This is a genomic window from Maribacter sp. 1_MG-2023, from assembly GCF_030547005.1.
In the GTDB taxonomy this organism is placed as follows: Bacteria; Bacteroidota; Bacteroidia; order Flavobacteriales; family Flavobacteriaceae; genus Maribacter.
Window position 1 is genome coordinate 164024 of the sequence record NZ_JAUOPN010000003.1, and the last position, 12726, is coordinate 176749.

Below are 12726 nucleotides of genomic sequence, written 5' to 3' on the forward strand. Positions count from 1 at the left end.
AAAATGTGTGTATACAGAAAAAGTGTGTAGAAACTACACACTTTTTTATACTATAATATTGCTTTTGACTTAAGCTTGATGCGAATCTTTTAAAAGATCTACCACACTTTTTACAGGATTAAAGGTCACTAATGGCACTTCTACAAAAATCGTATTCCAAAAAGCCATTGCACCATTCCATAAACCAGGTAGTTCAAGAGCCTTTAATTCTTTACCATCTTTAGTTTTACCTGTAATAAAACCTTGCTTTTCATCTACAAACTTTAAAAGGTCATATTTCTTACCTTTATAATTACGAACAGCACACACCAAATCTACCGGATTAAAATGGGTAGAGTTCTTAAGAAGATCTGCCTGTTGACTATTATCCATATCTATTTGAGCAGATTCTATTATCTGTAGAGAAACTTCGCCTTTACCATTGGTTACCCAGAAAGGACCACCACCTGGCTCACCTTCATTTTTAACCATACCGCAAATACGAATAGGTCTGTTAATCTTATCCTTTAATATTTCAATTTTATCGCCATCAGATTTTGAATCAAAACCATCTGAAAAACGAACATTTAAGTTTGTACCCAAGAAATTTCTAATTTCTTCTAGTTGTGCATCATCTACGTTACCGCTATCAAGTAATGCTGCATATTCAAATGCTTTTTCTTGCTCTTTTAAAAGCACACCCGCCAATACTTTTTTACTATCGGCAACTGCCTTAGCATCTTTCATTACGGCAACGTTATCGATATTCTTTATAAAAATAACATCGGCATCTTGCTCATTTAAATTTTGAATCAATGCACCATGCCCACCTGGTCTAAACAATACAGAACAATCTTCATTTCTAAATGGGTTATTGTCCATATCTACCGCCAACGTATCAGTAGAAGGTTTTTGAAAAGAATAATCTACATTATATGTAATACCTGTATCTGCTGAAACTTTTGGTCCAGAAGCTTTAAACTCTTCGCCAAACATTTCTTCATGCTGTTCTGAAATCGTAAAATGTAAATTTGCCTTTCGGTTAGAACCTGCATATAACGCACCTTCTTTTAAATGTTCTTCAAATGGTGTAGCTGCAGAAGATTCGTACTTATGAAATGGCAATAATCCCTTCGGATAAAAACCATAGTTCAATGCATTCTCGCCTAAAAGTTCAGAGATAAAACTAAAAACCTTTTCTCCTTGAGAATCAGATTTTAAATTTAACCTGTCCATAACTTTCTGGTAAAATGGAAAACGCTCTAAACCTTCAGAAAACTTCTTAACATCTTTATCATTAGTTCTAGTCAAATAAGCTTCTAAAGTTTCTTCAGCAGGATTATAAGATCCTAAAAAACTAAATAAAGCTTTAAACATTCTTGATGCTGCACCAGAAGCCGGAACAAACTTTAATATATCAAGGTCTTTTAATTTCGAATCATAAAATGCTATTAGCTTTTTCTCTTCTGCATCAGAGAATTTTAGAATACCATTACCTATTACGGCCGCATTCTCTAATTTCACAAAAGGAATACCTTCTTTAAAGGTGTTGATATGACTCAACATAGTTTCTTTTGAAATTCCTTTTTCTGCTAATTGCTTAATGTCTTTATCTGTAAGTTCAATCATTTATGTAATAAGGTATCTATATGGTTAATGGCTTTTTCTAAACGTTGTTTTTTGTTCCCCTTCAAGGTAATAAATTTTTTGCCGTATTTTTCTAAAGTATCTTTAAAATAATTGAACATTTGTTCTCTTTCATTAGGCTTATCCCTTAAATCATCAGCTTCCCAAGGAATATCTATATAAGTCAGTAAATAAAGATCATAAGAATTCTCAAGTGCATATTTTTCTAATACAGGATCGCATTCCCCAATATAATATGCTTCTGAATACACTTTGGTTTCCAATAAATCCGTATCGCAAATGAGAATATCCGTAGCCTTTTTAGACAACTTATTTTCTAAACGCATTTGCCCTTCGGCAATAGGTAACAAATCATGAGGTTCGCAAGTTTTACGCTCATTGTTCCATTTATCTTGAAGATAATCTCTTGCATACTCTGGTACCCAAACGGTATGGTAATGCCTTGCCAACTGTTCTGATAAGGTTGTTTTACCTGTCGATTCTGGACCAAAAAGGACCACTTTTAAGACATCTGAAGGTTCTTGCTTATATTTTTCTTCCATGCATTATACCCGTAAAAGGCCAATATTGTAAAAATGAGATATTGAAAACTAGTAAACGTAAATCCTTTATAAAAGTATAACGGAATCGATATTAGATCCCCAATGATCCAATATATCCAATTTTCTACTTTCCTTTTGGCCATCAACCACATACCCACAAAAAATATAGCTGTTGTTATAGTATCAACATAAGCCGTCCAGCTATTCCACTTATCAAAAACTTGATACACGGTAAAAACAAAAATGATGGTACTTATAAAAATGATAACCGAGGTGATATTTTCCTTTTTGGTTACTCTTGTAATTGGCGTGTAATGTTCTGCATCTACTTTTCTTGTCCATATATACCAACCATACAAACTCATTATAAAATAGTAGGCATTGATCATCATATCGCCCAATAAACCCCACTTTAAAAGTAGGTAAACAAATATTGAGGTACTGATTAACCCTGAAGGGTAAACTAGAATCTTATTCTGTTTAGAGAACCATACTGAAAGTAATCCAAAAATGACCGCTACAATTTCAAGAATAATATCTAGTGTATCATAATCGGAATATTGACCAAAGAGATAATCAAAAATGGGGCTCATAGTCGCTTCTATCAGATTTAACTATTTTCATAAATAAGAGTCCGCGGTCCATCAATTCAAATGCTGTTTTAATTTCGGTATTCAACACTTTCATTACTTCATCATAAGAACCATAAACCTGAGTACTCAACGGATTCTCAAGTACGGTCAACCCACATTCTCGCAGTTTTTTTATAAAATTTATAATGTGCTGTTCAAAATCGTCCTGCAATGGTGAAAAGGTCAATTCTACTGATATATCCATATATAGTATGCTATAATTAATTTATTCTACTCTTTATCTCTAGTGGCATAAACGCAGGTAAATTCTTCAAATTCTAGAAATCTAATTTTATAGTTAGATAAATTTCCTTCGAAAATAATCTGTGCCGTTGTTTTGTGGTCATCAAATTTAAAATCTTGCACATTTATGTGATGTAAAAAACTTACCCCTCTATGACCATATATTTTATAAAGCGATTCTTTAGCTCCCCATACAATAGTCAACTTTCTAACCACTGCCGCAGTATTTGCTAACGTTTTGTACTCCTCAAAAGGGGTGAATTTATGTGCTATTCTCAAAATTTTGTCACGCTGCATTTCAATATCGATACCTACATGTTCAGCTGAACTTATAATGATGCCCGTAAAATTATGAGAATGCGTAATCGATATAAACTTGCCATTTTTTAAATGGGGCTTCCCGTTTTCATCATAGATTAAATCGGCATCTGTATAGTTATATTTGGCAAGTAAATGCCTAATACTCAGGAAAGCCTTACGATGGAGTTCAGATTTCATTCCGTCAAATCGATTTTGACAATAAGGTGTGAGTTCAATACCTGTCCAAAGGTTTTCTTCTGTCTCTTCAACCTTCCAAATTGCTAAGGAGGTTTCTTCATTTACTGTTATAGTTTTGTAAAGCGGCATGGGATTCTTAGTGTTATTCGTACCTTTGCACGAATTAAAAATTGCTGTACACAGATTAACGAAAGTATAAAATAATAAAGATATGAGCACGAAAACTATTCCGTATGTGCCTTATAAGGTTAAGGATATATCCCTTGCTGATTGGGGAAGAAAAGAAATCGAATTAGCAGAAGCTGAAATGCCAGGTTTAATGGCACTAAGAGAAGAATATAAAGATGAGCAGCCTTTAAAGGGAGCTCGTATTGCAGGTTGTCTTCATATGACGATACAAACTGCTGTACTTATTGAAACATTGACCGCTCTTGGCGCAGATGTTACTTGGAGCTCATGTAATATATTTTCTACTCAAGATCAAGCCGCTGCAGCTATTGCAGCAACAGGCGTACCTGTTTATGCTTGGAAAGGTATGAATGAAGAGGAGTTTGATTGGTGTATTGAACAAACATTATTTTTTGGTGAAGACAGAAAACCATTGAACATGATCTTAGATGATGGTGGTGATCTTACCAATATGGTATTGGATAAGTACCCAGAAATGGCTGGCGAAATCAAAGGTCTTTCTGAAGAAACTACCACAGGTGTTCACCGTTTATATGAGCGTGTAAAGAAAGGAACTTTACCAATGCCAGCTATTAACGTTAACGATTCAGTTACTAAATCGAAATTCGACAACAAATACGGATGTCGCGAAAGTGCCGTAGATGCTATTCGTAGAGCTACAGATACAATGCTTGCCGGTAAAAAAATTGTTGTTGCTGGTTACGGTGATGTTGGTAAAGGTACTGCAGCTTCTTTTAAAGGTGCAGGTTCTATAGTTACTGTTACTGAAATTGATCCAATTTGTGCATTACAAGCTTGCATGGACGGATTTGAAGTAAAGAAATTAGAAACTGTTATTGGTAAAGCTGATATTGTTATTACCACTACTGGAAACAAAGATATCATCAGAGCAGAACATTTTGAAGCGCTGAAGGATAAAGCTATAGTTTGTAACATTGGTCATTTTGATAATGAAATTGACATGGCATGGTTGAACAAAAACCATGGTAGCACTAAAGATGAAATTAAACCACAAGTAGATAAATATACTATTAATGGTAAAGATTTAATCATTTTGGCTGAAGGTAGATTAGTAAACTTAGGTTGTGCAACAGGACACCCTAGTTTTGTAATGAGTAATTCATTTACCAACCAAACATTAGCTCAAATCGAGCTTTGGAAAAATAGTGCTAATTATGAGAATGATGTTTATATGTTACCTAAGCATTTAGATGAGAAGGTTGCAAAACTTCACTTATCTCGTTTAGGAGCTGAGCTAACAGAGTTGAAAGATTACCAAGCCGATTATATCGGTGTTACTGTTGAAGGTCCTTTCAAACCTGAATACTACAGATACTAAAACATTAGTTTTAGAAACTAAAAAGGTCCTGATTTTCATCAGGACCTTTTTTTTGCTTTATACTTTCTTCAGATTAGTTATTTTCTGCCAACATACCCTCTAAATAATAACAATCTGTTTGCTCTTTAATTTGAGCTAAACCTTCTTCTTTAGCGCTTAACTGATTAATTTCAACCTCTTTTCCGTTTGGCATATAAACGATATAAAATCCTTCTTCAAAAGATGATAATTTAATTATCTCTCCATTAGGTCTTACGGCGTTCCAAGATTTTTCACTTGGCTTATAAACTAAATCAATTTTCTTCCCTTTTTTAGGTCCGTCAACTACGGTTACCTGCATTCTGTTCTTAGTAGCCGTCATTTCAAAAGTGTTACCGTCTCTTTCTACCATTTGAGTCTCTGACCCCCCTTCTTCCATTGCAATTGGGTTAGACCCACCCCAAAATTCGATTACGTTAAATATAATAGCATCTCCAATAAAGAATAAACCATATACCGGAATTATATTCAAGCGCTAAAAGAACCTAGAAAATAATAACGTACTCGTCATTGCAACACAGATAATTTATTTTTTCATACTTAATTTATTTTTGATTAGTTGATGAATTTATAAATTAACCCTTTATAATAGTAGCCTTATGAATAATCTTATTAACTTAATAAATACAGAAAGTTAACTCTAATAACAGATGGACAAATAAATTACAATACCCATCAAATCAAAACCTGAACAAGAAGCTTCTCCTTTTTAAAAAGACACTTTAGATTCCTTTATTTAGTACGATATTGCAACCTCAATCCATATTTCATGATAATTTTACTTACCGGTGCTACAGGAACTTTAGGTTCTCAAGTTTTATTCTCTCTTATAGAAGAACGATTTTCCAGTATAGAAAAATTGTATCTACTTGTTCGTGAAAAGAAAACAGTTTCTCCAGAGAAGCGCATTTCTAATATGCTTGAAAGTGATTTTGCACCTAGTTTTATTAAAGATAACCTTAAGGGTATTCTAGCCAAAATAGTGGTCATCGCCGCTAAAGACATATTAAAACCAGAACAGTTCTTAAGCGGTAAAAAAATCAGTAATTTTATACATTTAGCAGGTTTTGTAAATCTATCCACACGACCAGAAGCTAAAACTGAAATCTTTAAAGAGAATTTTGAATTCACCAAATCTATCTTTGAAACATACTCTCCAGTTATAGATAAGTTTACTTACATAAGCACCGCTTTTTCAGCTGGTGATATTGGCGGACTCATTCCTAACGATTATTTACGAATGGAACCCAAAAGCCACAGAAACCATTACGAGGCGTCTAAGTTTGCTTCAGAGCAATTTTTAACCCAGGCTGGAGCAGCTCTAAACATACCTGTACAAATCTTAAGACCTAGCGTTTTAGGCGGAAATATAAGCAACAAGCCTAGTTTCTTTATTTCTAAGTACATGGTCTTTTACCTATTCGCTAAATTCTTTCATAATACTACAACAAGAGATGAAATTAGAATTACCGCCAATTCAAATAGTGGTTTAAACATTATCCCAACAGATTATGCGGCCAAAGTCATTGTAAAAGTATTTGATACAACTATCAAACAATTGAATATAGTACACTCTAAAACAACACATGTTACCAGAGGTGTTTCTAGAATCTTAGAAACTGTAGATTTTGAAAACTTTAAGCTTACGCCACATATGATAAGTGCCGCAACTGGTTTTGAGTCTAAACTGGAAAAATTTTACTATGATACTATTGGTGTTCATATCACCCCTTACCTAACCTCTAAGCCATGTGAGTGGGACACGACCGAGCTAGAGAAAATTTTACCCATACCTAAATATAATTTAGAGGAGTATCTAGGAAGCACTATAACCTTTGCTAAAGCAAACGGATTTAGAAATCAAAAATGGTAGTTGTATTAGGTAGTTTTCTAGCTGCCAATGAAGTTAAATTCTCCTTTAAAAAACATTTATTACATTGTTTACAAAAAGAATATAAGCCCATAAAAACTATATTAAGTTTTATCTTTATTCTAATAAAAATAAAAAATCATGATAATTTTTGTTGATATGGACGAGGTCAAAGCAGACACTTATGGAGCCCATATAGAAATTTATAATAAAGAGTTTAATGGGGTGCTTTCAAAAGAATTTTGTGCAGGAACCGATGTTTGGAAAATGGTGCCAGAAGCTCATCAAGATAGTGTTCGTAAACATGCCACTAGAAGAGGATTTTTTAGAAATTTAAAACCTATTGCAGGTAGTCAAGAAATTTTGTCTCAACTCGCAGACAGACATGAAGTCTACATCGCATCTACCACCATGCAATTTCCTAACTCTTTAGAAGAAAAAAGCGAATGGCTAGATGAACACTTTCCTTTTCTACCTTGGCAAAACCGTATTCTATGTGGTCACAAACATATTCTTAAAGGAGATATTTTGATAGACGACCGCAGTTTTAATTTAGAGAAGTTTGACGGCAGAAGTTTACAGTTTACCTCACCTCACAATATAAATACCGAAGGTTTTGAACGTGTTAATACATGGTTTGAGATTGGGGAGAAATTATTGTAATCCCAATTTCGCTAAATCATAAAAGTAAAAGTTCTTTTCGTCGTTCATCGCGACGAAAAGTCCATTTTTAAATGTATCATTCAAAGGCATCGTTACAGCCTCACAACCATCTGTTTCGGTGGTAGAGAGATTTACAGCTGTAATATAGGTATTGGTTTCTCTATCAAAAATATTAAACTCACCCTTCTGCTGATTCGATACTATTAAATAACCGTGCCCATCAGCATAACTTGCAATGGCTATACCTTCAATATCTTCATCAAAGTACTTACCTCCAAAACAAGAAATCTCTTCATTTCCCATACTGGGTTCTGCATAGTATTTTTTTATGCAGACACCTTCATCAGAGAAATAAACAAACCCATTTTCATCATCAATAGCAATAGCCTCAATTTCTTTTACTCCGCTAAATTTTCCAAATTTTCGAACATAGCTAGAGGTTATACCTAAACTATCAGCATTTAGAGCATACTGGTACAGATAACCATCTACAGGACCGGTTTTTCTACCTACAATAGCATATATCTTTGCATCTTTAGGAGACTTAAATAAGCTAATCCCCATTGGCAATCTATTTTCTTCTAATTCTTCATCTTCAAAAACCTTAAAACCACCACCATCTAAAGGCTCCATATCTGGCACTGAAAACATTCTTATCTGTTGTTTTTCGCGTTCTGTAAAGACCAAAATATCGATTAATGTAGAATCGTTCAGCTGAAACCCATATTCTACATCTACATTATTTGGTCGTTGAATATTTCTAATGGTTTTCTCTTCTATAATTTTTCCGTCTAAATCAAAAGCATAAACAGCCCCATTGGTTTTCTTATCCGTACCGAAAACAATACTCTCTTCAGCATTTTTAGGATTTACCCAAATTGCAGGATCATCTGTATCGTTTAAGGTAAATTCAGTAATTACGTCTGGCGTTATTTTAGGTAGCTTACTCTGATTGCAAGAGATAAGAACAGCGACCAATAATAATATATAGGATACTTTTTTCATTGTATAATTGCAAATTATGTGTCAGATTATTTTTTAAATAGATCGTATTTAAGACCAAGCGTAAAACGTTGACCGTAGAATTCTATTTGTTGCGTACGCTCTTTTACATCTTGAAAATAACGTAAAGGTTGGTTGGTGATATTATTTAAACCTGCATACAAACTTAAGTTCTGGTTAAATTGAAAAGTAGCATTAAGATCTAAAAATAACTGCGTATCATAATACCTATCCTCAAAATCATTTCCTCCAATTTCATCTACATAACTATCTGAAAAATTAGCGGATAATCGTGCACTGAATTTTTTATCGGCGTAGCCCAAAGAAGCATTGAAAAGGTTTGGCGTTGTATTGGGCAGATCTATATCATCTCGCTCATCACCATCTTCATTACGAATACCTTCTGCAGAAGACGATATATAAGTATAATTAAGATACAAACTAAAGTTTCTAGCAAAGCCCGGTAGAAAATCTAGCTGTCTTTGAAAAGCCAGTTCCATACCAAAAATAGTAGCACTATCTCCATTTAGAGGTTGAAAAACATCATAACCTTCGGTACCTGCGCCTAAACTATCGTCTGGGGCCTCAAAAATAAAGGTGTAAATAAAATCATCAATATTTTTATAAAATACACCTCCGGAAATTAAACCTACACTTTGAAAATAGTGTTCTGCCATCAAATCAAAATTCATCGATGTCGTAGGATTCAAATCTGCATTACCTAAAACCAATTCATTGTCTTCATTAATGACCTCTGCCCGTGGAATAAGATCTTCATAGTTTGGTCTGGCCAAGGTATTTGTCCATGCAAAACGGAGTATGGTATTATTAGAAATATCGTATTTCAAGTGCACACCCGGCAGTACATTCGTATATGAATTTTCACCGTTTACCTCTTCTACCAAAACTGCCTCCTCTATGCCCGCATCTTCGTCTTCTTCAACGTAAACAACTCTATTCCCCTTAGATTCTAAACTCGTGTTCTCTACTCTAACACCTGCAAGAACAGTGAATTTGTTAGATAATTTTTGATTGACCATAACATAACCGGCAAGTACATCTTCGTTCACCGTAAAATTACCGGGTGCAAATTCATCTATGATCAATTCCCCATCTGCAATGTTCAAATCTAAAGCGCCCAACCATTCTTCACTAGCGAAAGAACCTATTTGATATTGGCTACCCGCCAAGAAATCTGGGTCACTATAATCTTTTACAGGTACATCTGCCAAAGTTGGAAAGTCATCTTCTAAATCGAACTCATAAAAATCATTATCTCTCACCTTTTCTTTAAAACGCCCTCTAGCTCCAAATTTTACAGTACCGTCCCCTTTACCGAAAATATCTGCAGGTATTTCAAAATTCACAAACACATTGATATCTTCTTCATCTGTGTACTGGTTTTCTTCTGTAACCTCACCGTATTCAAAATTATTCAATGCAGCATCTGCAGTATTGGCTACCGAATATCTTGGGTATCTAGAATTTAATACATCATTGTTTACAATGTATTCAGACTCAAATTCGGCATAACGTTCATTAAGCCTTTCTTCAGAAGCTTTTGCATAAGAGGTCATCCAATCCACTTTTAAATTTCCCCAAAGGTGATTACCGCCCAAACTGTAGTTTTGCATACGTTGGTCTTCTAAACGACGGTTTTTGTTTCTCTTGCTATCAATACCACCTTTTGTTTGCCTTTTAACTTCTACGGGAAATCTTGTAGGTACCCCATTGGTAATCGTAAAATCGCCTTCTTCGATATCTTCTGCATCTAAAATCTCATGCTCTAAACGAAAACGATTTTCCCTATCGTCTCGCCAATTGTACATCGTCTTTAAATATACGGTGTTGTTAGCATTGAACTTATAGTCTAAGTTTGCTGAAAAGCTGCGTCTTATACGTTCTACCAAATATTCTCTTTGTTCAAATACATTTACATACGGATCAACATCTACCTCCTCTAAAATAGCATCGCCCTCGCTATCTTCAACACCTGTATTATATTCAAATTCATCTGTCCATTCTGCTTCAACATTGTCAGAACCGAAGTCAGTATCATTGACAGAGGCAGAAATCATCCACCCAAATTTTCCATTTTCACTTCGATCACCCAACAGAAAAGATCCAGTATATATCGGCTTATCCGTAATAAAACTGATACCTGAGCCTAAGGTAGCTGAAAGTCTGAAATCTTTTGGAGATGTTCTAGTAATCAAATTAACAGAACCACCAAGTGCATCGGCATCCATATCTGGTGTAACTGCCTTACTGACCTCTATGGACTGTATCATGTCTGACGGAATCAAATCCATCTGAACGTTTCTATTATCGCCTTCTGCGGATGGAATTCGACTTCCATTTAAGGTCACGGAATTCAATTGCGGTGAAAGTCCCCTTACAATTATGTTTCTTGCCTCGCCTTGATCTATTTGCATAGTGATGCCAGGTATTCTTTTAACGGCATCACCTATATTAACATCAGGAAATTTACCTATTTGATCGGTAGAAACAACATTGGTAATATTTAAATTGGTCTTTTGCGTGTTCAATGCTTTTGACTGGCCACTTAATCCATAGGCAGATACCTCGACGCCTTCCAATTCCATAGTCTTTGGTTCAACACTTAAATTAACACTGATAGTTTCTTCTGCTACTACCGTTATCTCTTGTGATAAATCTGCATAGCCTAAATAAGAGACCTTTATGTTGTAAGTGCCTTCTGGAATACCTACTATGGTAAACCTACCGTCAAAATCTGTAATCGCCCCTTTTGAAAGGGAAGGAATCATTGCGTTAGCACCTGGTAAATACAAACCGTTTTCATCTGTTACTGTACCTTGAATATTACCTGACTGAGCCAGAAGAATAAATGGAGTAAGAAAGAAAAGGTAAAAAAATACTGAGTTTTTCATTTTCTGAGTGGTTGTTGTTATTTGGCCACAAAGAAATTAGATTGAAGACAGAACTGTGTTGCCTAAATCTTAAGCCTATTTTAAGATTACCCTAATTTTTATCGTTATTTACCTTTGGTTAACACTGTAGTAACAAAAAACCCTCTTCATTGCTGAAGAGGGTTTTTAAAATAATTTGCTTAAAGCTTATGCTTCAAAAGGCTCTATGGAAACAAATGATTTTCCACCAGCTTTTTTAGTAAACTTTACTAAACCATCTACACGTGCGTGTAATGTATGGTCTTTTCCTGCGTAAACATTTTCACCAGGATTGTGTCTTGTCCCTCTCTGTCTAACAATAATGTTACCAGCGATTGCAGCTTGACCACCATAAATCTTAACTCCTAATCGTTTCGATTCTGATTCTCTACCGTTTTTCGAACTACCTACACCTTTCTTATGTGCCATTGTCTAAGGTTTTAAATTTTATTATACTTAATGGTTTCGCTTATTTAGCTACACCACCATCTAATTCGTCTTGCCATTTTTGTAACTCGTCCCATTTACCATCAGCAGCTAATTGTGCTTGCTTTGGCCAAGTGTCAGTTACGTGATTTCCACGAACGTCAGCAATAATTTCAGAAATTTTAGCTGCGTCTGTTTTTGCTAATTCAGCAAAAGTAGAAATACCTGCATTGTTTAAGGTCTCAGCGATTTTTGGTCCGATACCTTCAACTTTTTTCAAGTCATCAGCTTTACCTGTAGCTTTTTTAGCTTTTGGCTTAGCTGCAACTGGTGCTGCTTTTTCTTCAACTTTTTTAGCCTTTGGTTCAGCTTTTTTAGTTTCAGTTTTTTTAGCTCCTTTAGAAATAATTGACTCGATTACAATCTCTGTAAGAGACTGACGATGTCCATTTTTCTTTCTGTAACCTTTACGTCTTTTCTTGTGAAAAACGATTACTTTGTCACCTCTTAGGTGTTTAACGACTTTAGCCTCTACTGCGGCTCCGTCTATAGCCGGGGCGCCGATAGTAACGTTCGATCCATCAGCTAAAAGAAGAACATTGTCAAAAGTAACTTTCTTTCCTTCTTCAGCTTGTAAACGGTGAACGTACACTTTCTGGTCTTTTGCAACTTTAAACTGCTGCCCTGCCATCTCTACAATTGCGTACATATTGTTAAATGTAATGAT

13 protein-coding genes are annotated in these 12726 nt (G+C 34.9%); 3 read left to right on the forward strand and 10 right to left on the reverse strand.

Annotated features, from left to right (window positions below; all coding sequences use genetic code 11):
* Nucleotides 1–69 precede the first annotated feature (69 nt).
* From Q4500_RS05280 to Q4500_RS05300, 5 genes are read right to left on the reverse strand one after another with little or no spacing between them, the layout of a single operon-like run.
* Nucleotides 70–1608 carry a DUF4301 family protein gene (locus Q4500_RS05280; protein ID WP_303598677.1) on the reverse strand — a complete coding sequence of 513 codons (1539 nt, stop codon included), beginning with the start codon at nucleotides 1606–1608 and terminating at the stop codon, nucleotides 70–72.
* Entirely contained in the window at nucleotides 1605–2168 is a 564-nt protein-coding gene (locus Q4500_RS05285) for an ATP-binding protein (protein ID WP_303598678.1), read from the reverse strand. Before Q4500_RS05285 ends, Q4500_RS05280 begins: the two co-directional genes overlap by 4 nt.
* Complete coding sequence (gene pnuC, locus Q4500_RS05290) at nucleotides 2129–2761, reverse strand: nicotinamide riboside transporter PnuC (protein WP_303598679.1); 633 nt, start codon at nucleotides 2759–2761, stop codon at nucleotides 2129–2131. Before pnuC ends, Q4500_RS05285 begins: the two co-directional genes overlap by 40 nt.
* Nucleotides 2745–3005 carry a thiamine-binding protein gene (locus tag Q4500_RS05295; RefSeq protein ID WP_073240827.1) on the reverse strand — a complete coding sequence of 87 codons (261 nt, stop codon included), beginning with the start codon at nucleotides 3003–3005 and terminating at the stop codon, nucleotides 2745–2747. The genes pnuC and Q4500_RS05295 overlap by 17 nt, the downstream gene beginning before the upstream one ends.
* A gap of 26 nt (nucleotides 3006–3031) precedes the next feature.
* Nucleotides 3032–3670, reverse strand: coding sequence for a 4'-phosphopantetheinyl transferase superfamily protein (locus Q4500_RS05300; protein ID WP_303598680.1), 639 nt, complete (start codon nucleotides 3668–3670; stop codon nucleotides 3032–3034).
* A gap of 82 nt (nucleotides 3671–3752) precedes the next feature.
* On the opposite strand from Q4500_RS05300, the gene ahcY reads away from it, so the two are divergent.
* Nucleotides 3753–5069, forward strand: a complete 1317-nt coding sequence (gene ahcY, locus Q4500_RS05305; protein ID WP_303598681.1) for an adenosylhomocysteinase — start codon at nucleotides 3753–3755, stop codon at nucleotides 5067–5069.
* Between the two features lie 73 nt (nucleotides 5070–5142).
* On the opposite strand, the gene Q4500_RS05310 is transcribed toward ahcY, so the two are convergent.
* Nucleotides 5143–5580: a DUF3332 domain-containing protein gene (locus Q4500_RS05310; protein WP_303598682.1), complete on the reverse strand. Its 438-nt coding sequence runs from the start codon at nucleotides 5578–5580 to the stop codon at nucleotides 5143–5145.
* A 297-nt stretch (nucleotides 5581–5877) separates the two neighbouring features.
* Here Q4500_RS05310 and Q4500_RS05315 point away from each other — a divergent pair, with 297 nt between their 5' ends.
* Both Q4500_RS05315 and Q4500_RS05320 read left to right on the forward strand, forming a co-directional pair.
* Entirely contained in the window at nucleotides 5878–6981 is a 1104-nt protein-coding gene (locus Q4500_RS05315) for an SDR family oxidoreductase (protein ID WP_303598683.1), read from the forward strand.
* A 138-nt stretch (nucleotides 6982–7119) separates the two neighbouring features.
* On the forward strand, nucleotides 7120–7641 hold the full coding sequence (locus tag Q4500_RS05320) for a 5'(3')-deoxyribonucleotidase (protein WP_303598684.1): 522 nt from the start codon (nucleotides 7120–7122) through the stop codon (nucleotides 7639–7641).
* On the opposite strand, the gene Q4500_RS05325 is transcribed toward Q4500_RS05320, so the two are convergent.
* From Q4500_RS05325 to rplU, 4 genes are all read right to left on the reverse strand, one after another.
* Nucleotides 7633–8646, reverse strand: a complete 1014-nt coding sequence (locus tag Q4500_RS05325) for a phytase (protein WP_303598685.1) — start codon at nucleotides 8644–8646, stop codon at nucleotides 7633–7635. The two genes, Q4500_RS05320 and Q4500_RS05325, sit on opposite strands and share 9 nt — an antisense overlap.
* 26 nt (nucleotides 8647–8672) lie before the next feature.
* Nucleotides 8673–11555: a TonB-dependent receptor gene (locus Q4500_RS05330; RefSeq protein ID WP_303598686.1), complete on the reverse strand. Its 2883-nt coding sequence runs from the start codon at nucleotides 11553–11555 to the stop codon at nucleotides 8673–8675.
* A 186-nt stretch (nucleotides 11556–11741) separates the two neighbouring features.
* On the reverse strand, nucleotides 11742–12002 hold the full coding sequence (gene rpmA / locus Q4500_RS05335) for a 50S ribosomal protein L27 (RefSeq protein ID WP_276493468.1): 261 nt from the start codon (nucleotides 12000–12002) through the stop codon (nucleotides 11742–11744).
* A 40-nt stretch (nucleotides 12003–12042) separates the two neighbouring features.
* On the reverse strand, nucleotides 12043–12708 hold the full coding sequence (rplU, locus tag Q4500_RS05340) for a 50S ribosomal protein L21 (RefSeq protein ID WP_299800447.1): 666 nt from the start codon (nucleotides 12706–12708) through the stop codon (nucleotides 12043–12045).
* Nucleotides 12709–12726: the final 18 nt, after the last annotated feature.